15 protein-coding genes and 1 pseudogene are annotated in these 23295 nt (G+C 34.0%); 8 read left to right on the forward strand and 8 right to left on the reverse strand.

Translation table 11 applies throughout. The features are described from left to right. Positions 1-297 precede the first annotated feature (297 nt). Positions 298-1152 carry a fumarylacetoacetate hydrolase family protein gene (locus tag ACFPTQ_RS12005; protein WP_379777773.1) on the reverse strand — a complete coding sequence of 285 codons (855 nt, stop codon included), beginning with the start codon at positions 1150-1152 and terminating at the stop codon, positions 298-300. A 55-nt stretch (positions 1153-1207) separates the two neighbouring features. Then, positions 1208-1972 carry an SDR family NAD(P)-dependent oxidoreductase gene (locus tag ACFPTQ_RS12010; RefSeq protein ID WP_379777774.1) on the reverse strand — a complete coding sequence of 255 codons (765 nt, stop codon included), beginning with the start codon at positions 1970-1972 and terminating at the stop codon, positions 1208-1210. 251 nt (positions 1973-2223) lie between these two features. Between ACFPTQ_RS12010 and ACFPTQ_RS12015 the strand changes: the two genes are divergently transcribed. Next, positions 2224-3090 carry an AraC family transcriptional regulator gene (locus ACFPTQ_RS12015; protein WP_379777775.1) on the forward strand — a complete coding sequence of 289 codons (867 nt, stop codon included), beginning with the start codon at positions 2224-2226 and terminating at the stop codon, positions 3088-3090. On the opposite strand, the gene ACFPTQ_RS12020 is transcribed toward ACFPTQ_RS12015, so the two are convergent. From ACFPTQ_RS12020 to ACFPTQ_RS12035, 4 genes are all read right to left on the reverse strand, one after another. Beyond that, complete coding sequence (locus ACFPTQ_RS12020) at positions 3087-5174, reverse strand: TonB-dependent receptor family protein (protein WP_379777776.1); 2088 nt, start codon at positions 5172-5174, stop codon at positions 3087-3089. The two genes, ACFPTQ_RS12015 and ACFPTQ_RS12020, sit on opposite strands and share 4 nt — an antisense overlap. Positions 5175-5234: 60 nt before the next feature. Further along, complete coding sequence (locus ACFPTQ_RS12025; protein WP_379777777.1) at positions 5235-6926, reverse strand: GH39 family glycosyl hydrolase; 1692 nt, start codon at positions 6924-6926, stop codon at positions 5235-5237. Positions 6927-7081: 155 nt separating this feature from the next. Beyond that, complete coding sequence (locus ACFPTQ_RS12030) at positions 7082-8122, reverse strand: PLP-dependent cysteine synthase family protein (protein ID WP_278035939.1); 1041 nt, start codon at positions 8120-8122, stop codon at positions 7082-7084. Between the two features lie 71 nt (positions 8123-8193). Further along, the gene (locus ACFPTQ_RS12035) at positions 8194-10254 is read right to left on the reverse strand and encodes a S9 family peptidase (RefSeq protein ID WP_379777778.1); all 2061 of its coding nucleotides are present in this window, start codon (positions 10252-10254) and stop codon (positions 8194-8196) included. A gap of 138 nt (positions 10255-10392) precedes the next feature. Between ACFPTQ_RS12035 and ACFPTQ_RS12040 the strand changes: the two are divergent. Further along, positions 10393-10716 (forward strand): annotated as a pseudogene (locus ACFPTQ_RS12040) (YbaB/EbfC family nucleoid-associated protein); the annotation flags it as partial. A 103-nt stretch (positions 10717-10819) separates the two neighbouring features. On the opposite strand, the gene ACFPTQ_RS12045 reads toward ACFPTQ_RS12040, so the two are convergent. After that, complete coding sequence (locus tag ACFPTQ_RS12045) at positions 10820-11839, reverse strand: threonine aldolase family protein (RefSeq protein WP_379777779.1); 1020 nt, start codon at positions 11837-11839, stop codon at positions 10820-10822. Between the two features lie 81 nt (positions 11840-11920). On the opposite strand from ACFPTQ_RS12045, the gene prfB reads away from it, so the two are divergent. The 6 genes from prfB (at position 11921) to ccsA (ending at position 21626) form a co-directional block, all read left to right on the forward strand. Then, positions 11921-13019, forward strand: a protein-coding gene (gene prfB, locus ACFPTQ_RS12050; protein ID WP_379777780.1) for a peptide chain release factor 2 whose coding sequence is annotated in 2 segments (ribosomal slippage) — positions 11921-11983 and positions 11985-13019 — 1098 coding nt in all. Because the reading frame shifts where the segments join, the coding sequence is not laid out codon by codon here. A gap of 243 nt (positions 13020-13262) precedes the next feature. Further along, complete coding sequence (locus ACFPTQ_RS12055; RefSeq protein ID WP_379777781.1) at positions 13263-13832, forward strand: pentapeptide repeat-containing protein; 570 nt, start codon at positions 13263-13265, stop codon at positions 13830-13832. A 188-nt stretch (positions 13833-14020) separates the two neighbouring features. Further along, positions 14021-17275 (forward strand): T9SS type B sorting domain-containing protein, encoded by a 3255-nt coding sequence (locus tag ACFPTQ_RS12060; RefSeq protein WP_379777782.1) that lies wholly within the window; start codon positions 14021-14023, stop codon positions 17273-17275. Positions 17276-17307: 32 nt separating this feature from the next. After that, entirely contained in the window at positions 17308-17787 is a 480-nt protein-coding gene (locus tag ACFPTQ_RS12065; RefSeq protein ID WP_379777783.1) for a 2-dehydro-3-deoxyphosphooctonate aldolase, read from the forward strand. Between the two features lie 28 nt (positions 17788-17815). Further along, on the forward strand, positions 17816-18181 hold the full coding sequence (locus ACFPTQ_RS12070) for a DUF1304 domain-containing protein (RefSeq protein WP_379777784.1): 366 nt from the start codon (positions 17816-17818) through the stop codon (positions 18179-18181). A gap of 193 nt (positions 18182-18374) precedes the next feature. Continuing rightward, a complete protein-coding gene (gene ccsA, locus ACFPTQ_RS12075; RefSeq protein ID WP_379777785.1) occupies positions 18375-21626 on the forward strand; it encodes a cytochrome c biogenesis protein CcsA in 3252 nt (1083 codons plus the stop codon). A 92-nt stretch (positions 21627-21718) separates the two neighbouring features. Here ccsA and ACFPTQ_RS12080 read toward each other — a convergent pair whose 3' ends face one another. Further along, a complete protein-coding gene (locus ACFPTQ_RS12080) occupies positions 21719-23239 on the reverse strand; it encodes an aminotransferase class V-fold PLP-dependent enzyme (RefSeq protein WP_379777786.1) in 1521 nt (506 codons plus the stop codon). Between the last annotated feature and the right edge of the window lie 56 nt (positions 23240-23295).

Raw genomic sequence — 23295 nt, forward strand, 5'->3', positions numbered from 1 at the left:
ACTAAAAAGAGATTTTTTGTTATTAGTTAAAATAAAATGAATATAAATTTTCAATAACAAAAAAATAACACGCTTTTACAATGCATATTCGCAAAAGTAACCGCTAGACTTAACTCAAACATGGATTAATCATGCTAATACATGGATAATTTAAACACAAAAGCATTATTTAGATAATCCTAATACATAATTCACACAACAACAAACAACTTATAAACCAACTGCTTAAACATAAAAAAACCTCCAAAATCAATTGGAGGTTTTTTTATAAGCTTAACAAGTGAAAATTCTATGAACTTATTTTGAGTAGGCTACAGCAACTTGTTTACTTGAACCTAACCCTTCGATTCCTAATTCGATAACATCACCTGCTTTTACATAAATTGGATCTGGTTTAATTCCTAAACCTACACCTGGAGGTGTTCCTGTACTAATGATATCTCCAGGAAGCAAAGTCATAAACTGACTTAAATAATGTACTAAAAACGGAATCTTAAATACTAAATTAGAAGTGTTACTGTTTTGAAATGTTTTACCATTTACAGTCAACCACATTTTAAGATTGTTCACATCAACAATTTCGTCCTGAGTTGCCAAAACTGGTCCTAGAGGTGCAAAAGTATCACATCCTTTTCCTTTAGCCCATTGCCCACCCATTTCTATTTGGAACGCTCTCTCACTATAATCATTCAACAAAGCATAACCCCCAACATAATCTAAAGCTTCCGCTTCTTCAACATAACTTGCTTTTTTACCTACTACAAAAGCCAATTCCACTTCCCAGTCGGTTTTTTCACTTCCTTTTGGGATAACCAAATTATCATTTGGTCCACACAATGAGGTTGTTGATTTAAAGAAAATGATAGGCTCTGTTGGGATTGGAGCACCTGTTTCGTGGCAGTGATCCACATAATTCAAACCGATACAAATAATTTTTGAAGGGCGTGCAACTGGCGAACCTAAACGAACATCATTTGAAACTTCTGGAAAAGAAGTTCCATTATCAATTGCTGCTTTTAACTGCTCTAAACCATTATTTTCAAAAAATGACTCGTTATAATCCGTTACAATTGAAGAAACATCATATCTTTTTTCTCCAACTAAAATTCCTGGTTTCTCTTTTCCAGCTTCACCAAAACGTATTAATTTCATGCTATTTATTTTTGTTTAAATCTATTCAACTTTTACAATAAGTATTTTCTTCTGTCTAATTATTCAATTTAATAAAACCTCCATCAATTGGATAATCCGAACCGGTAATAAATCCCGCTTCATCACTTGCTAAAAACAAAGCTAATGTTGCAATTTCTTCTGGTTTACCCATGCGCCCTATAGGTTGCGATTTGGATAATTTATCAAAAATTTCCGCCTCATTTCCTGGATAATTTTTAGCAATAAATCCATCTACAAACGGAGTATGTACACGAGCAGGCGAAATTGAATTACAACGAATATTCTCGTTGATATAATCTTTGGCCACAGATAAAGTCATAGACATGACAGCTCCTTTAGCAGTTGAGTATGCAAAACGGTCTGGAATTCCTACCCACGAGGCAATTGAAGCTAAGTTAACAATTGCTCCTCCACCCGATTTACGGAACTGCGGAATAGAAGCGAACAAACAATTATAAACTCCTTTTACATTTACAGCCATAATTCTATCAAAATCAGCTTCTGGAGTCGTATCTACCTTACCTACATGAGCTATCCCAGCATTATTAACTAAAATATGGATATTACCTATTTTTTCGAAAGTAGCTACTACCTCATCATGATTAGCCACATTACAAGCATGAGCAAAAACCTTACCTCCCTGAGCAGTAATTTCATCTACCGTTGATTGTGCACTTTCGGTAGTTAATTCTAAAATATGAACCTCAGCTCCGTGCTTTGCAAATAAAACAGAAATTGCTTTTCCAATTCCACTTCCACCACCAGTTATGATTGCTTTCTTTTCGTTTAATGAGAACATTATATAATTGTATTAAAAATTAACATTACTAGACCTAAATGACAATTTTGAATCATAATTCCTATCCAAATGCTTCAAAATTACCAAAATAGAAAAATAAAAAAACGGAAATCCATACCAAAGCACCCCTATTTTCAATAAATAAGAGCTTGAAAATTACTAAAATATGAAAAAATAAAGGTACAGTGTGAATTGCCTAAAAAATAATTCAATTTTATCCTTAATTAATTATTATTTATCTTTGCCCACTGATGAAATTAGAGAAAACCAAAATATCAGCTTACATCAACAGCGCAATTTCTGTACAAGCCAGAGAAGAGCCTTTTTTTCAAGCTCCTTTCCATGCGCATCCCGAAATAGAATTGGTTTATATCAAAGAAAGTTTTGGGAAACGTATTATTGGAAATTCTGTAAATCCTTTTGAAGCTGGCGACATGGTTTTATTAGGTTCAGATATACCGCATGTATGGCTAAATGATGAAATATATTACCACGACATCAATCAATTAAAAGCCAAGTCGATTGTTAGCTATTTTAACAAAGATATTTTCGGACCTGTATTCTACGAAATGAAAGAGGCAAAAAAAATCAATTCTCTCTTTGAAAAAGCAAAAAAAGGCCTAGTAATTACAGGAAAAACCAAAAATATAATTGCCGAAAAATTAGAAATTTTGGTAACTAAAAAAGATTTTGAAATCATCATCGGTTTATTCGAAATCCTATCCCTTATCTCTGAAAGCTCAGACTACCAAATTATAAACATCGAAGCGTATAGTCCAACTAATGATACTTTCAAAAAAGACCGTCTCTCTGATGTTTTTCAATACATCAAAGACAATTACAAGAAAGAAGTATCACTGGATGAAGTAGCTAAAATAGCTAACCTTACACCCACTTCTTTTTGTCGAATGTTTAAAACAAAAACGAAAAAAAATTTTGTAGAATATTTGAATGAAATCCGCATTTCTAATGCTTGCAAACACCTGATAGAATCAGACATGAGCGTTTCGGAAATTGCTTATGAATGCGGTTACAAAACGGTCTCAAACTTCAACAAATTATTCAAAAAAAACACTGGAAATACCCCCAAAGAATACAAAAGCAAAATAGCGCGTTAGGTTTTTCCAAAACGATAAATAAATTTAAAACCTCCATATAAATTAATTGGATTCCCAGGATAATAATACCTAGGAGGCGCACTTCCAAAACCTACTGCATTAGGCAAAATACTTGAAGCATACTTTTCATTTAATAGGTTTTGAACTCCTAGTTCCCAATCCATTTTTAGATTTTTTAGTATCGACAAAAAATAGCTTGCCTTAATATCTAAAAGTTGATAGGAATTCATTTTTTTAGTATTGGCATCATTCAAAAACATTTTATCTGTCCATTGATAAGAGGCAACAAAATGGAAGGCGGAAGCCGTTTGCAAATCAAAACCAAAATTAAATTGCGAATTAGGAACAGCAGGCAAATAATTGCCCGAATAATCCACCCCACTATCAACAAAATCTGTAAACTTAAATTGATTGATTGTTCCAGACAAATAAGGATTTAATCGAATATTCGAATCAATAATTAGGCTGTAATTGACTAAAAACTCAACTCCTTGATGCGTACTCTTTCCTGCATTAATCCCAATATACTGATCTTCTGCAATGCGACGTGCTACTAATAAATCAGTAATTGGAGTATGGTAATATATAATTTCGGTATACAGCTGCTTATCAAAGAAATTAGCCTTAAAACCGATTTCATAATTGGCTCCTTTTTCCGATTTTAAGTTGGTGTTAATTGTTCCATTAGCCGTTAAAGACTCAGCAACTGTGGGAATTGAAAAACCTTTACTAAAAGAAATATAGATATTTTTTGTAGCATCAATACTGTACGACAAAGCCAATCTAGGCGACCAAACGGATCCAAATGTAAACTTCTCTTTGTCCTTTTTTGCATCTAAAAAAACATCTTGCTGACTGTAATAAGTGGTATTATAAGCCAATCCAGATTCTAAATTTAAACTCCTTGCCAGTTTGGTTTCCATTTGAAAAAAAACATTCCAATATCCTCTATTTTGTTCCATTTCACTAAACTGATTTCCTTGCACGCTACCTTTTCCTGGAAAAGATTGATACAAATTCTTGTACAATGAAAAGGAATAATCTTCGGTTAAAAATTCGGTACCAATGCTAAAAACAGTTGGTAAAGAAAACAATGAAGTTTTATGATTTACTTTAGAACGAAATCCTATCCTATTCGTTTTATCAGTTATTATATCAAAAGGTCTTGCTTCGTATGCATTCTTATAAATAGAAAAAACAGTTGTATTCAACGACCAATGGGATGAAAATTGATGATCAAATCCGAGACCAAATTGCAACTTATCATAGGATTCAAACCCCTTAGCAGCTAGCCAAGTTGAAGCAGCCGATTTAGGATTAGTATGAAATGCCGTTTCACTTATCGAACTTGGAATAAACGCGTTTAAACGAGTGGCGATGGTATATAAAGCTAGCGAACTTCTTTTAGAAAGTAATAGTTTACCAAATAGATTTAATGATTGTCTATCGTAATTACTATTAGCCCTATATCCGTCTTGATGTAAATTAGTATAATTGGCAAAAAATGTGTTTCTTGAATCATTAAATTCAGTCGACAACGATTGTTTATTCAAACCAAAACTCCCAAATGTTGTTCCTGATTTTCCAACAAAAGTATTTGCTTCTACTAATTTAGCTTTCAAACTGATCACACCTCCTAAACCAGATCCAAAACTAGTTGCATTAGGCCCTTTAATTATTTCTACTCCTCCTAAAGCAGTCAAATCAATATCTTCCAAAACCGTCTCACCATCAGTACTAGAAAGTGGAATCCCTTCAAAATACGCCTTAATTTTACTAGTCCCATATTGTGTTCTAGCCCCAATACCCCTGATAACAATTCGATTCGTATTTAAAGTTCCTTGCTGCATAAAAACACCAGGAATTTTATTTAATACAGAGGTCAAAATCACCCCATCAGATTGATTAATTTCTTTTTCGGTTAGCACTGAAACAGCAGCAGCAGAATGTTGTATCGATTTTTCTATAGGAACGTTTGTTACTACTAATTCTGATAAAGAAACGGTATCTTTTTTTATCTGACCAAAAACAGAACTACATAGCAAAAGCACTATATAAAAAATCAGCTTATTATTTATTTTCAATTTCAAAAGTATTAACAAAGAACAAAACTAATATTAACCGCATTATCGCTATTTCGATATTTATTTCCAATCCAATTTAATTAATGCCACAGCTTGTCTTTTTAAAGCAATAGGCACTTTTAAACTCCCTGATTTAATTACTACATTAGTATTTGAAATAGAAGCTAATTTTGCTGACTTTTCAAGAACTGCAATTTGTTCTGCTGTTGGATTTTGTGGCGACCCCATTTTTTTCCAAACTTCATAGGAATTAGAGTGATTTTGGTCTATTAAAAAAATCTCCATTCTGGCTTTTTGGGCTGGAATATTTTCGATAGTTATACTTACCGTTTCAATAGGTCCAGATTTATCATCATCATGATAATTCCATACCATAACTGCCGCAGACTTTAAATCCTTTGTTGCCAATGCTCCAATATCTGACTGAGTGCCGCGAATACTTGATTTAAGTACTTCTTCTATTGGATACATCCGATTACTTTTAACTGCTAATCGTTTGCCTGACATTATACCAAACATTCTGAAAACATTTAATACAGGTTTATCCACTCCATTTGTAGCCAAATCTCTAAAACCATAAAACCAGGGCTGATTTTCAAACTCAAAAGACCAAGAAACCGCTCCTAGAAAATTCGCCTTTGTCTGATCTGCCAATATATATTTACGCGCAAAGGATGCCGCTGTGTAACTAGAATACATGGTACCGTTTCGATAGGCATTCTCTGGATTTGTAGCCATACCGCAGGCTGCACAACCTTCAGGATCAGATTCACCAATTATGATGGGAAGATTTTTTGTTTCTGGATACGACATAGCAAGCTTAAAACCTGTTTCTATATCGTTTAATTGTGGCGCCATATTCATTCGAACAGCACCATCTACTAATTTCGGACTGCCTTTAGCATGAAAAAGAATTGCCTCCATAGGCGAACCGATTTTTCCTGTGGCATAATTGGTACCACTTATACAATGTTTAATAAAATCATTCGTCCATTCCTGAGCATCTTTCCCTCTCGTACCTGCAATATTAATTCCTCCAATTTTTGCAGTAGGCAGAGCTTTCTTAAGACCATCGGCAGCATAATCATACATCTTAAAAAATTCCTCCCTTGTACCTTTCCAATAGTGGCCATTTGGTTCGTTCCAAACTTCCCAATACCAACTTTCCACTTCCTTTTTCCCATATCGCTCCACCGAATGTTTAACCCATTCATGAACAAGATTACGCCATTTATCATAATCTTTAGGTGGATAAGCCCAACCTGTTATAATATCAGTATACGGATCACCTGGTTTCCAATAATGTCTGTACGGACTAGGATTAGTAGACAATGCTTCGGGCATAAAGCCTATTTGTGCCAAAGGTTTCATTCCTCTTTTTACATAAGTATCAAAAATACTATCTACAATTTTCCAGTTATAAATTGGATTCCCATTAGCATCTTCTGTATAAGCATTAGTTGAACCCCATTTTAATGCTGCTTCACCATCACCGGTCACTAATAAACTATGGGTACGTACATATACAGGAACTGGACTCAAAACTGCAATTTCGCTAAGCAGCTTTTTACCGTCTTTCATGTAAGTATAATTCGGTTCATCATAACCAAACCATGCCCAAACGGGGGTCATCGGAGCAATCTCCTTCTTTAAATCAACATGAATTAAAGCTTGTTCCTCATTTGTACTTTGGCCCTGAAGCACCGTAAAAGTCATCAAAATAAAGCTAAGGTAATAGGTTAATTTCAACATATTCATTGTTTATTTGGTTGGTTAATAACTAACTAAAATACTACTTTTAAATTTAGTACAAACATTCACATTAAACTATTATAAAGAATTACCTCTTAAACAAAAAAAACTCCAGATTGCTCTGGAGTTTAGTATAATCGAAAATAGAAAAAAATCTATTTAATCATTTCAATTTTTTGTACTTCTTCTTCATTGATACTATCAAAGAATCCTTGTTCATTCATCCAGTCGTCACTGAATACTTTACTCATATAACGTGACCCATGATCTGGAAAAATGGCAATCACATTACTGTTTTCATCAAACTCACCTTCTTCTGCATATTGTTTAATTGCTTGTAAAACGGCTCCTGAAGTATAACCTACAAACAAACCTTCTTTTCTTGTAATTTCTCTCGCCGAGTGTGCACTTTCTTCATCTGTAACTTTCATAAACTTGTCGATTACATCAAAATCAGTAGCAGATGGAATTAAATTTTTACCTAGACCTTCAATGCGGTATGGATAAATTTCTTTTGCATCAAATTCTCTGGTTTCATGGTATTTTTTCAATACCGATCCGAAAGCATCAACACCTAAAATTTTAATATTTGGATTTTGTTCTTTCAAATATTTAGCAGTCCCTGAGATTGTTCCTCCCGTTCCACTACAGGCTACAAGATGAGTAATTTTACCATTGGTTTGTTTCCAAATTTCAGGACCAGTCGAGTTGTAATGTGCATCAATATTTAACTCGTTAAAATATTGATTAATATAAACAGATCCTTTTGTTTCTTCGTGCAATCTTTTAGCAACACTGTAGTAAGAACGCTCATCATCTGCCGAAACGTGAGCAGGACAAACATATACTTTAGCTCCCATGCTTCGAAGCATGTCTATTTTATCTTTTGATGATTTAGAACTTACGGCTAAAATGCAATTATACCCTTTGATAATACTCACCATGGCTAAACTAAATCCTGTATTACCAGAAGTTGTTTCGATAATGGTGTCCCCAGGAGATAAAATGCCTTTTTTTTCTGCTTCTTCAATAATGTATAAAGCAATCCTATCTTTAGAGGAATGTCCCGGATTAAAAGCTTCTACCTTAGCATAGAAATTACCTTCTAAATGTTCGGTGACTTTGTTTATCTTGATAAGAGGTGTATTACCTATCAGTTCTAAAACATTATTATAAGCATTTATTTCTTCTTTCATAAAAAAATAGTTAATCAAGATTAAGTTTTATTTAACCTGGATACGCAGCAAATTTAACAAAAAAAAACTAATTAGTTTTCAATTTTTTCCAAATCTAGTAAAAAACTAAATTCTTTTGCTAATTCTTTGAGTGCTTCAAACCTTCCTGAAGCCCCACCATGACCTGCATCCATGTTCGTATCCAAGAACAAAACAGTATCGTCATTTTTAAATGTTCTTAGCTTAGCAACCCATTTTGCTGGTTCCCAATACTGTACTTGTGAATCATGCAAGCCAGTTGAAACATACATATTTGGATAACGCTGTTTTTTAATATTATCGTATGGCGAATACAATCTCATGTACTGATAATATTTTTTAACATTTGGATTTCCCCATTCGTCGTATTCTCCAGTTGTCAATGGTATACTTTCGTCAAGCATTGTAGTCATAACATCTACAAATGGCACTTGAGCGATTACTCCATTGTACAACTCTGGTGCTTCGTTGATAATTACCCCCATCAGCAATCCTCCAGCCGAACCTCCTTCGGCATAGAAATGAGCTGGCGAAGTATAGTTACATTCAATCAAATACTTGGAACAATCCATAAAATCCGTGAATGTATTTTTCTTATGAAGCAATTTTCCATCTTCATACCAGTGTCTACCTAAATCTTCTCCACCACGAATATGCGCTATTGCATAAATAAAACCTCTATCTAACAATGACAAACGTGTAGAAGAAAAATAGGCATCCATAGAATGTCCATAGGATCCATAAGCATATAACAACAGCGGATTTTTTCCGTTTTTCTCTATTTCTTTGCGATACACCATCGAAATAGGCACTTTAGTACCGTCTTTGGCAGTAGCCCAAACACGTTCTTCTATGTAATTATTTTTATCAAAAGTACCACCTAAAACTTCTTGTTCTTTTTTAACCTCCTTTTCTTTGGTACGCATATTAAAATCAATAATCGAAGAAGGCGTTGCCATTGACTGGTAACTATAACGCAAAATTTCCGTATCAAAATCAACGTTTGTAGAAGTATAAGCCGTATAGGTTTCACTGCCAAAAGGCAAATAATATTCTTCCTTACCATCCCAAGACATTATTCGGATTTTATTTAAACCTCCTGTTCTTTCTTCAAGTACCAAATAATTGGCAAAAATTTCAATATCTTCTAGCAAAACATCTTCACGATGTCCAATAATTTCTACCCAATTTTCTACTGAAGTAGCCTCCTCAGGGGTTTTCATTAATTTGAAATTTTCGGCCTTATCTTTATTTGTCAGAATATAAAAACTGTCTTTATAATGATTGATGCTGTACTCTACTCCTCTTTTTCGTTTTTGAAAAATCTTGAATTTCCCATCTGGATTATCTGCATTCAAAATACGATATTCAGTAGTCAATGTACTTCCTGATTCGATAGCCAGATATTTACGCGATTTTGATTTGGCAATATCTACGCTAAAAGTGTCGTCTTTTTCAAAATAAACTAAGACATCCTCTTCTTGTTTCGTTCCAAGTTTGTGTTTAAAAATAGAATCGGAGCGCAAAGTAACCTCATCTTGTTTCGAGTAAAAAATAGTTTTATTATCGTTAGCCCAAACTGCCGAACCGGTAACTTTTTCAATTTTATCTACCAAAATCTCATTGGTTTCTAAATTCTTGATCTGAATCGTATAAATTCTTCTCCCTATCACATCTGTACTAAAAAGAGCCAACTTATTATCCGGACTAATACTCATAGCTCCTAACTTGAAGTAGGATTGTCCTTCTGCCAAAACATTACAGTCAAAAAGAATTTCTTCGGCTGCCGAAAGACTACCTTTTTTTCGGGAATAAATTGGATAATTTTTTCCCGTTTCATAGCGGGTAATATAATAATAGCCATTGTACAAATAAGGAACTGATTCGTCCTGTTCCTTGATTCTGGCTTTCATTTCTTCAAATAATTTAGCTTGGAAATCCTTTGTATGAGCAGTCATTTTTTGATAATACTCATTTTCTTGGTTAAGGTATTCAATGACTTCAGGATTTTCGCGGTCATTTAACCAAAAATAATTATCGATTCTAAGATCTCCAAATTTCTCTAATTCGGTAGGTATGATTTTAGCAACAGGCGGTTGTAATTTTTCTATCATTTAGTAATTCTCAACATTTATATACTAGCTGATGCAAAAGTAGGCGAAACAGTAAGTAATACGAACTTCTTTTTCATCAATTTTAACATTGTTATCTTTGTAAAAATACTAATTTCGTAGACTAATTTTAAAAAAACAAAAATGGATTTAATGGGAATGATGGGTAAATTAAAAGAAACCCAAAACAAAATTGAAGCAACTAAAAAACGTTTAGATACCGTTCTTGTTGACGAACAAAGCACTGACGGACTATTGAAAGTAACAATCACAGCAAACAGAACTATAAAATCGATCTCAATCGCTGATGAATTATTAGAAGACAAAGAGCAACTAGAAGACTATATGATTTTAGTCTTGAACAAAGCCATTGAAAAAGCAACAAAAGTGAATGAAGCCGAACTAGATGCTGTTGCCAAAATGGATATGCCAATGATTCCAGGGATGGACAATTTGTTTAAATAAGAGGGATGCAAGAAGTTAGAAGTTGGAAGTTTATGTGAAGCAAAAAACTTCCAACTTCCAACTTCTAACTTCTAACTTCTAACTTCCAACCTCTAACTTCAATCTACATTTTCGCCAAAGTCTCTAACACATAAGTATGCATTACTTCTCGATAATCCAAGTGGGTCACCATACGTAATTTTCGATTTCCGATAGCATTGATAGAGATGTTTTTCTGTTTCAATTTTTCGATAAAAACGGCATCACTATATTCTGGAATCAAGGAAAAAATCAAGATATTCGTTTCTACTGGCTCAACAGTCGCTACCCATTCTTTTTTCTTTAACACATTGGCTAATTCTTTGGCGCGTCTGTGATCCTCTGTTAATAATTTGATGTTATTTTCTAGGGCGTACAATGCTCCAGCAGCTAAATAACCGGATTGTCGCATAGCTCCTCCTAAAACCTTTCTGATTCGCAATGCGCGCTTAATCGTTTCTTTATTCCCTAATAAAACGGAACCAACTGGAGCGCCTAATCCTTTTGAAAAACAAACCGAAATGGTATCAAATAATTTTCCGAAATCTTTTGGATTTTGTCTTTTAGCAACCAAAGCATTCCAAATGCGTGCTCCATCTAGGTGTAATTTTAAGCCATGCTCATCGCAAACCGCTTTTATCTTTTCCAACTCTTCCATTTCATAACAGGCTCCTCCTCCTAAATTGGTTGTATTCTCTAAACAAACCAATGAGGTTTTTGGGCTATGAAAAAAATCCGGATCATTAATTTGCGCTGAAACTTGCTCCGCTGTAATCATTCCTCTCTTACCTTCTATCAATCGGCAAGAAACACCGCTATTAAAGGAAACACCTCCTGCTTCAAAATGAAAAATATGAGCAAATTTATCAGCAATTAATTGATCGCCAGGTTGAGTATGCAATTTAACAGCCGTTTGATTAGCCATCGTTCCTGATGGAAAAAACAAGCCGGCTTCCATGCCAAAAATAGCGGCTACCCGGTCTTCAAGTTCATTTACTGTGGGATCTTCCTTGTACACATCGTCACCCACATCAGCATTGAACATATATTGTAACATTTCGTAGGACGGTTTTGTTACGGTATCACTTACTAAATTTATTTGCATTATTATATTTTTTATAAAGACTTAATTGGCTTCAGTCCTACTTATTTTTTACTATTTTTGTGCCACAAAATTACATAATTTATGACAACTACCGAACAAATTAAAGGTATTGTAGAACGCCTTGGTGCGTTGAGGAGGTATCTTTGACGTTGATGCTAAACTTATCGAAATTGCTAACGAAGAAGAGAAAACCTTTGCTCCAGATTTTTGGAACAACGCTAAGGAAGCCGAACTTATTGTAAAGAACCTTCGAAACAAAAAAAAATGGATTGAAGACTACGACAAAGCCGTTGCTCTTAACGACGAATTACAGCTAGCTTACGAATTTTACAAAGAAGGCGAACTTTCCGCTGAAGAACTTGACGAACAATACGCACTTACCGAAAAGCATATTGAAGGCATCGAATTCAAAAACATGCTTTCGGATGAAGGAGACAGCCTAAGTGCCGTATTACAAATTACAGCCGGAGCTGGTGGAACTGAAAGTTGCGACTGGGCTTCGATGTTAATGCGTATGTACATGATGTGGGGCGAAAAATACGGTTTCAAAATCAAAGAACTGAATTATCAGGAAGGCGATGTAGCGGGAATTAAAACCGTGACTTTGGAATTTGAAGGTGATTATTCTTTTGGTTATTTAAAAGGAGAAAATGGTGTACACCGTTTGGTGCGTATTTCTCCATTTGACAGTAATGCCAAACGACACACTTCATTTGCTTCTGTTTATGTTTATCCTTTGGTAGATGATAGTATCGAAATCGACATTAATCCTGCCGATATCGAAATTACTACTTCACGCTCAAGTGGTGCTGGAGGACAAAACGTAAACAAGGTAGAGACTAAAGTACAATTGTACCACAAGCCAACAGGAATTCAGATTCAATGTTCGGAAACGCGTTCACAGCAGGACAATAGACAGCGCGCTATGCAAATGCTTCGTTCGCAGTTGTACGAAATCGAATTGAAAAAGAAACAAGCGCAACGTGCTGATATTGAAGCAGGAAAAATGAAAATTGAATGGGGTTCTCAAATCCGTAATTACGTGATGCAACCTTATAAATTAGTCAAAGACGTTCGTACCGGTTATGAAACCAGCAATGTCGACAGCGTTATGAACGGCGAAATTGACGAATTCCTGAAAGCCTATCTGATGATGATGGGACAAAAGGAAGAGGAATAGTTTTTTTAGTTGATGATTGACAGTTGACAGTTGACGGTTTTTAGAATACAGCATACTAAGTAACGTCAGTTCAAGTGTTTTTTGTGCAGTGAAACGGAACAAAAAATGTATCGAGAACTATTTGAAGATTTTAGAAAACAGAGAGCAGATTGCAGAATTTTAGGATCCTGCAGTCTGTAGTCTGAATTCTATTTTCTTTTCTCTTTCTTCTAACTCATAATTCACAATCCATAACTCCTATAAATGACCGAGTATTTCTTCGACCAGCACTACAACAACATCCACTATGGCCTGGAGAGTCTCAACCTAAAAGAATTTGAATCCTGTACTTTTACGAATTGTAATTTTTCTGAGTGCAATTTTATAGGCGTTATTTTTATTCATTGCGAGTTCAACAACTGTATTTTTGACAATTCAAAAATCAATCATACGGCTTTTAGAACCGTTCATTTTAACCATTGCCAAATCAAGGAAGTCAATTTTGCCATGAGTAACAAACTCATTTTCGAAATGCACTTTAATCACTGCGTATTAGATTTTTCTAAATTTTACGCCTTAAAACTCAAGGGCATTACTTTTAACAATTCCAGTTTGATTGCGGTCGATTTCATGGCTACTAACTTAACCGGAGCCCAATTCTACAACTGCGATTTGTACCGCTCCGAATTTGAAAAAGCCATCGCTAATAAAGTCGATTTTAGCAGCAGCTACAACTACACCATCGACCCTGCCAAAACCCAATTGAAAAAAGCAAAATTCGCTCTCGAAGGTTTAAAAGGACTGCTTTACAAGCATGGGATTATTGTGGAGTGATTTTTTCTTTTTTAATAGTATAACTATCGGTAACCCTGTCAGAGTTTAAAAGGCTAACAGGGTTTTATCGTTTAAAACATTTATTTCTACAATATATTTTGTAAGAATATTTTAATATATTTGAAATAGCGATTTAATAATCGTTATAATCAAAAAAAAAAAAAAAATCGACATTTGACATTCTAACTATGCTAAAAAAAATAGTTTTATTTACATTCTTTCTGCTTTTTCAATTTGTAAATGCTCAAATTACATTGACTAGTAATATTGGAAATAATATAAAAGATTCAGGTATGACACCTTATACTTACAATGAATCATGGGGTAAAATTTTCAAACTATCTGATTTTGGTATAACTCCTAACGAACAATTAATTATAAATTCTGGTCAGGTTGGTATTAGTAAATCAAATAACACAACAAGATGTAGTTTTACAGTTTATAGCATTGATGCAAATTTCCCAAACTCACGTATAATACCATTAGGAAATAGCCAACTCATAAACACCCCATTAATTAATGATACACCTGAAATTATTAAAATCAACTTTGATTTACCCATTATTGTTCCTGCAAATACCGAAAGGATTTTGGTTGTATTCGGAAAAAACACAGATATTTATAATCCTAATTCAACTGAATTAATAATAGCAGGTACAGAAGAAGATACAGCTATATCATGGTACCAAGCTGATCGAAAATATTACCAATTCACTCCTACTACAGAATTAGACATTCCTGTTCCAAATGCTAATTTTTATATTACTGTAACTGGAAAGGTGTCCAATGTAAAAAGTTCGGGGACTGTAGCCAGATTATCCCATAACATATGTGATGATTTATTAAGAACCGGCATACATAGTTGCTATGGAGAAACACATTATTGGGCTAGAGATTTTAACTTAAAAGATTTTGGCATATCAGCTAATGAAGAATATGTAATAACTTCTGGCCAAGTTGGGGTTAACAATACATCATGGGGAGCAACTGCTAGTTTTAACATCTATAAAATAGATAATAATTTCCCTGCTTCCTTTTCTGAAACAGATTTAATTGGCAGTAGTCAAATTAAAGATATTCCTCCAGCCATAGATTCTGAGTCACAAATAATTCAAATAGATTTTAACACTCCAATTATCATACCTGCAGGTGTAGAAAAAATACTAGTTGAAGTTCAAAAAGGTAGTAACTCTGTGTTAGGAGGAGGAGCTCAAACTGCCTTCATAGCAGGTTCAACACAAGACAATGGAATTTCTTGGTTTAAAGGTTGCGCTATTAAGGCTGGAATTCCAAATGACGAATATATTTCTACGGCAGACTTCGGAGTACCTGACGCCAATTTTTATATAAACGTAACTGGAAACGTGAACAATGTTTCTAATCATTTTGAAATGAATTACACTAATAATTGCTCTGATTTTTTGAAAGAATTCAGTATTGATGACGAAACAAAAATAGCCTCGGTAGTCTGGGATTTTGGCGACCCTGCTTCCGGTATTAGCAATACTTCCACGGATTTATCTCCATATCATGATTTTTCAGCTGATGGTACTTATACTATTACAGCTAAAGTTACGGCTAAAGATGGTACAATTGAAAATTTAAGTGAAACTATTGATGTAAAAGAACCTCCAAAAGCATATGGAATTGACAATATTTATGCTTGTGAAAATAGTTTCAATTCTGGTTTTTCGAATTCGTTTAATACATCTACCATTAGCCAACAAGTCCTGGGCGGACAAACAGACAAAGTTGTTACTTTTATTGACGGGAAAGGTAACAAATACAACGCACTTCCTAATCCTTTTACAAACACAATAAAAAACAGAGAAACTATTACGGTAAGAGTTTCACACAAAGACAACTTATGCTGTTACTCTGAAACCTCATTTGGTTTAATTGTAAATCCTTTACCTAACATTTCAATGCTAAACAACATCAATGTATGTGATGACAACAATGATGGATTCTCAACTTTTAACCTTAATCAGACAAAATCTGACATCCTAGAAAATCAAACTAATCTGGAAATTAAATTTTATCATGAAAACGGTACGCAAATATCAGAAACCGAATTAAGCTCATATCAAAATTCAATTAAAGACGCAGAAACTATTACGGTTAAGGTAAAAAATACCGATACAAATTGTAATAACGAAACAACTTTTAAATTAATTGTAAATCCATTACCAATTGCAAACACTTTAAATAACTTAACAGGTTGTGATGACAATAATGACGGAATTTCTGAATTTTTCGACACTACAAATATTGAAACTGAAGTTTTAGGAACTCAAACAGGAATGCAAATCAGTTATTTTGATTCTAACGGTAATTCTCTGCCAAGTCCTTTACCTAATCCTTATACCAATTCAACTCCTAATCAGGAAACAATTACAGTAAGAGTTACAAATCCAACAACTAACTGCTATTCCGAGACATTATTAAATTTAACTACATCATCAAAACCTGCAATTAATCAACCACAAGACTTATATTCCTGCGATGAAGGTGATGGATATTCTCATTTTGATACTTCAAATATAGAAAATCAAATTATTGGTAATCAAACTGGTTTGAATATCAGTTATTTTGATGAAACTGGAAACAGAATTCCAAATCCTTTACCCTTAAATTTTCTGAACACAACAGCCTGGTCTCAAACTATAAATGTAAAAGTTGAAAATCAATTCAATTCACTTTGTTTTTCTGAAACATCATTTAAATTAAATGTAAATGAATTACCTAACATTAATCTCGAAAATGATTATTTCCTCTGTGATTTAGAACCTTCATTATACCTTACAACAAATCCAAATTTTGATTCTTGGGAATGGAAACATGAAGACAATACTATCATATCAAATTCATTTGAAGCTAATTTGGTTAAGGAAGGAAAATATACACTTACTGTAACTGAAATTAGAAATGGAATATCCTGTAAAAATTCATTCAATTTCAATTTAATCCGTTCTAACTTACCACAAATTCAAGAAATTAAAAATGGTGAATTAGGTACTAATTTTATTGAAATAATAGCTTCGGGAGATGGAGATTTTGAATATTCAATTGATGGTCAAATTTACCAAGACAGTAATTATTTTTCAAATATACTAGGTGGTAATTTTACCGTTTTTGTAAGAGATAAAAAAGGTTGTGGAGAAGATTCATCAGAAATAACAATTATTGATTATCCTAAATTTTTCACTCCTAACAACGATGGATTCAATGATTATTGGCAAATTAAAGGAATAAATAAATACCCCTATTCTAAAATATTAATTTTTGACAGATATGGAAAGTTGTTAAAACAGTTGACTCCAAACAGTCAAGGATGGGATGGTATTTTTAACGACAAAGCACTACAGCCAGATGATTATTGGTTTAAAGTAAATTTAGAAAACGGTAAAACTTTTTCGGGGCATTTTACATTAAAAAGATAAAAAATCAAAATAGTAACAAAAAAATTCTAACCATGAAAAAACTACTTATCCCTTTATTGATTATTGCCATTTCTTGTTCCTCTAAGAAAAAAGCAAACACTAATGATAATGAAGACAAAGGTGTAGGCGATACCCGAACCAAAACAGTCGAATTGATTGACAACTACACCTACTTACTTACCGAGCAAAGTGACGACAAAACCTATGGCTATGATAAATCCAATCCTATTAAAGTGGGCGGTGTAAAAACCAATGAAGGCCCGCTTAACGAAAGACGCTTTTTGAATGCTTTATTTGGTCCGGGCAACAAAAAAATGACGTATTTTAGAGCGGGAAGTTGCTGTGCTTTTAAAACACCAAATGGTTATTTTAACAATACCGGTATGCTTGACAGATACCGAGTAACCGAAATTGGCAGTAAAGACACCTTAGACATATACATCAACATGTATGATACTGGTGATTTGAAAATTCCTGTGGGTTTGAAAGCCATGGAGAAAAAAAACAAATAACTCAAGCCTTAACTTCAAAATAAAACTTATGGAAATCGTATCAAAAATTGGTATTGGCTTTGTTGCTCTAGAACACCTTTATATTCTGTATTTTGAAATGTTTGCTTGGGAAACCATTGGCAAACGAACATTTAAAAGTTTGCCTGAAGAATTATTCACTCCAACCAAAGGTTTAGCGGCAAATCAAGGTCTTTACAACGGCTTTTTGGCTGCTGGATTGATTTGGACTTACTTTATTTCAGATACTATTTGGCAAAAAAACATTGCTACTTTCTTTTTAAGCTGTGTCATTATTGCTGGTGTTTTTGGAGCCATCAGCGCTAGTAAAAAAATATTTTTCACCCAAGCCTTGCCTGCAATCATTGCTTTAATTGCAGTATTATTGGTCAAATAAATAATACCAATTTCAATAACTTAGGATCACACCAATTTCCACTAATTACTTAGTAGCAATTTGTACCATTAGTGGTTTATAAAAGGCTATTTCCATTGCTTAATTTTGGATTAAATTAACAACTGCCCAGCTTAAGAACTGAACATTTTTGAGTACTTTTGTGGCACTTTTTAAAAATGTAATCCCTTTACAAATGGATAAAAAAATAGTCGCTTTTTTATTTTCTACTCGCTTAATGGCTTTTCTATTTCTGGCATTTGCAATCGCAATGGCAACCGGAACTTTCATCGAAAGTAAATACAACACCGATACCGCCCGTATTTGGGTATATAACACTTGGTGGTTCGAGGGAATTATGGTGTTTTTTATGATTAACTTCATCGGGAATATTAAGCGTTACCAATTACTAAAAAAAGAAAAATGGGCTACTCTTCTACTCCATTTGGCTTTTATCCTGATTCTTTTAGGAGCTTTTATCACGCGTTACATCAGTTTTGAAGGGGTGATGCCTATTCGCGAAGGCGCTACAGAAAGTCAATTTTATTCGGATAAGACCTTTCTAACCATTTTTGTAGATGGTGAATACAAGGGCGAAATGAAACGTCGTGTTTATGAAAAACCTATTCTACTTTCGCCTGTAACCAATAATGATTTTTCGGTTTCTGGACAATTTGCCGATACTCCTTTTAAGGTGAATTACAAAAATTTCATCATGGGCGCTAAGGAATATATTAAGCCTGATGCTAATGGTACTTTGTACATGAAATTAGTCGAAGCCGGTTCTGGTGGTCGTGAAGAGCATTTCTTAAAAGAAGGCGAAGTACAAAACATTCACAATGTACTTTTTGCTTTAAATAAGCCTACAGATGGTGCTATCAATATTAATTTTGATGGAAAAGACTATACTATTCAAACTCCATTTGAAGGAAACTTTATGCGCATGGCTGATAAGTTCCAAGGAAGTGTAAGCAAAGACAAAGTGCAACCTTTGATGATGCGTTCGTTATACAGCATTGGCGATATTCGAATTGTTTTTCCTGACCCTGCCACTAGAGGAGTAATTGATTATGAATCGAATAATGATTTTAAAGCTAAAAACCACGAAGATGCGCTGGTAGTTACCGTAAATGCCGAAGGACAGCAAAAAGAAGTAACACTACTAGGTTCAAAAGGAAAAACAGGCGAACCTAAAACCGTGAAAATTGGCAACATCGAATATTCTCTATTTTTCGGAAGTAAAGCGTACATTTTGCCTTTCAAAATCAAATTGAATGATTTCATTGCTCAAAAATACCCTGGAACAGAAAAAAGTTATTCTTCTTTTGAAAGTCAGGTAACGGTTCAGGATTCGGCTGAAAAACCATTTGACGCCCGTATTTATATGAACCATGTTTTAGACCATAAAGGCTATCGTTTTTTCCAATCTTCTTTTGATCCTGATGAAAAAGGAACCGTTCTTTCCGTAAACCACGATTTTTGGGGGACTTACATTACTTATGCGGGTTATTTTATTTTGTTCTTTTCGTTAATGGCTATCATGTTTACCAAACACTCCCGTTTTGCTGATTTAAAACGCAAATTAGACGTAGTAAAAGAGAAAAAAGAAAAATTGATTCCCTTTTTACTTTTATTGTTAAGCTTAAATGGTTCTGCACAAACGCAGAAACACGACCATGATCATGAAGGTCACGACCACAATCATGAACCTACAGAACAAGCGCATAATCATAATCACACACATACTACAGAATCTGCAAAAACGGAAAAAATGCCCGCAAGAGTTGCTCCTACCGAAAAGCAATTAGATTCTTTGATTACTAAATACAAAGTTTCCGAAAAACATGCGGCTAGTTTTGGTAGATTGATTATTCAAGATGCGGGAGGAAGAATGAAACCTATTAATACTTTCTCGTCAGAATTGTTGCGAAAAGTAAGCCATGCTAACGAATACAAAGGTTTGAATTCCGACCAAGTATTCTTATCGATGTCACAGTATGCCCAACTTTGGATTGAGGTTCCCTTGATTTATATTAAAAGCGGAAATGACAGTATCCGTAAAATCATTGGGATTGATTCTAAAGCCAAATATGCGCCTTTTATTGCCTTTTTTGACGGAGAAGGAAATTATAAATTATCGCCTTATTTAGAAGCCGCATATCAGGCTGCTAATCCAAATCAATTTGAAAAAGATTTTGTTGAAACGGATAAAAAAGTGAATTTGATGGAATCGGCATTAAGCGGAACTATTTTGAAGATTTTCCCAATTCCGAACGATCCAAACAACAAATGGATTTCACTGAACGAAGTAGAAAAATCAGGTTTAAAAGGCATGGATTCTACTTATACTAAAAGTGTACTCCCATTATATTTTGGTTCATTGACGAATGCTGCTACTTCTGGTGATTATAAAAATGCCGATGAACTATTAGAAAGCATTCACGGTTTCCAAAAGAAATTTGGCGCTAAAGTAATGCCTACAGACCAAAAGGTAGACATGGAAATTTTATATAATAAATATGATGTTTTCCAAAAATTACCCTATTGGTATTTAACAGCAGCCATTTTAATGTTATTATTTACCATTTTAAAAATATTCAAAGAGGGCAAAGTCTTGAATTATTTGGTAAACGGAATGCACATCATCATCGGATTATTATTTGCCTTACATACGGCTGGACTTATTGCGCGCTGGTACATTTCGGGTCACGCGCCTTGGAGTAATGCTTATGAGTCGATTGTTTATGTTTCCTGGGCCACGATGTTCTTTGGTTTGGCTTTCGATATAAAATCTAAATTAACCGTGGCTTCATCAGCCTTCGTTACAGCGATGATTTTGATGGCAGCTTATATGAACTGGATTGACCCGGAAATTGCTAATCTACAACCTGTATTGAACTCCTATTGGTTAATGATTCACGTAGCTGTGATTGTAGCAAGTTATGGACCGTTTGCATTAGGATTTATACTTGGTTTTGTTTCGTTGTTATTGATCTTTTTTACCAACGAAAAGAATAAAACCAAAATGGATTTGAACATTCAGGAAATCACCTATATCAACGAAATGGCTTTAACTATTGGATTGATTATGTTGACCATTGGAAACTTTTTGGGTGGACAATGGGCTAATGAGAGCTGGGGACGTTATTGGGGTTGGGACCCAAAAGAAACTTGGGCTTTAATCAGTATTATGGTGTATGCTTTTGTAATTCACGCCCGTTTTGTACCATCTCTTAGAGGGAAATGGGTTTTCAATTTGATGAGTATGTTTGCTTTTATTTCTATTTTATTTACCTATTACGGAGTAAACTTCCATTTAGTAGGTTTGCATTCTTATGCTAGTGGTGAAGCTCATTCATTAAACTGGATTTATTATTCAATGGGAACAATTGCTTTAATTGGTGCCGTTACTTATCCAAAATACAAAAAATATTACAATAAGAAATAACTAAAATGCTAGTTAGTTTTGGTACTACAACAAAAAAATCCTTCTATGTGAAGGATTTTTTATTGAACTAAATTGTAGCGTTAAAGAAAGAATTAGATCTTAAACCAATTCTGAGCAATTTCGCTTTCTACTAATTTATTACTGTTGTGTACATATTCGTTTTTAGCAGGATTATAGGTATAATCGGCTGCCCATTTTTTAAAGTTGTTAGCCACTTCTTTTATGGAGTCACAAATAAATTCAATTTCTTCATTAGTCATAATTGGGTGAATAGACATACGTATCCATCCTGGTCTCTCAATTAGGCATCCTTCTAATATTTTTAATTCAATAGATTTAGAAGTGGTTTGATCCACATTTAAAAGATAATGACCATAAGTACCTGCACATGAACAACCTCCTCTAGTTTGAATTCCAAAACGGTCGTTCAATAATTTCACTACTAAATTATAATGTGCGTCTTCGATATAAAAAGAAATTACACCTAATCTTTCGGTATGATTTGGAGCTAAAATTTTTAAATTAGCAATACTAGCTAATTTCTTGAAAATGATATCCGTCAATTCATGCTCTCTATCTAGGATATTTTGCACACCCATTTTCTCTTTTAATTCAATCGAAAGTGCAATTTTAATTGCTTGTAAAAACCCCGGAGTACCTCCATCCTCACGAGTTTCAATATCATCAATATAATCGTGATCGCCCCAAGGATTCGTATAACTCACAGTTCCTCCTCCTGGATTATCCGGAACTAAGTTTTTGTATAATTTTTTGTTGAAAATTAATACTCCTGAAGTTCCTGGTCCACCTAAAAATTTGTGAGGGGAAAAGGTAATCGCATCTAAATATTCGTCTTCATTTTCAGGATGCATATTAATTTTAACATACGGAGCAGAACATGCAAAATCAACAAAGCACAAACCATTGTTTTGATGCATGATTTTAGCAATTTGGTGGTAATTAGTTCTAATACCCGTTACATTTGAACACCCCGTTACAGCGGCTATTTTAATAGGCACCTGTTGGTATTCTTCAAGTAAATTTTGTAGCGCTTCTAAACTAGGTAAACCTTCTGGATTAGATGGAATTACCACTACTTTAGCAATTGTTTCTAACCACGAAGTTTGGTTCGAATGATGCTCCATGTGGGATACAAATACAATAGGGCGTTTTTCTTCTGGAACCTTAGTATGTTCTTTTAGATTTTCATTCAACTTAATCCCAAGTATACGTTGAAATTTATTAATGGCCCCAGTCATTCCTGAGCCCTCTGTAATTAAAACATCGTCCTTAGAAGCATTAACATGTTTTTTAATAATTTCTCTTGCATCATGATAGGCATGAGTCATTACACTCCCGGTAATAGAAGTTTCGGTATGTGTATTGGCTACATAAGGTCCTATTTCATTTAATAGTTTCTCTTCGATAGGTCGATACAATCTTCCACTTGCGGTCCAGTCGGCATAGATTATTTTTTTCTTACCGTATGGAGAATCAAAATACTGATTAAGACCAACTACATTGTTTCTGAAGGGTTCAAAATAAGCTTCCAATTGCGTCGCTTTTGTTTTTGAACTAAAAGTTTTTTTTAGAATATCATTTAATTTACTCATAAAATCAAAGAATTAATAAAAACCACTTTGAAGTTACAATCAAAGTGGTTTTAAAT

The organism is Flavobacterium sp. GCM10022190 (assembly GCF_042656445.1).
Lineage (GTDB): Bacteria > Bacteroidota > Bacteroidia > Flavobacteriales > Flavobacteriaceae > Flavobacterium > Flavobacterium nitratireducens.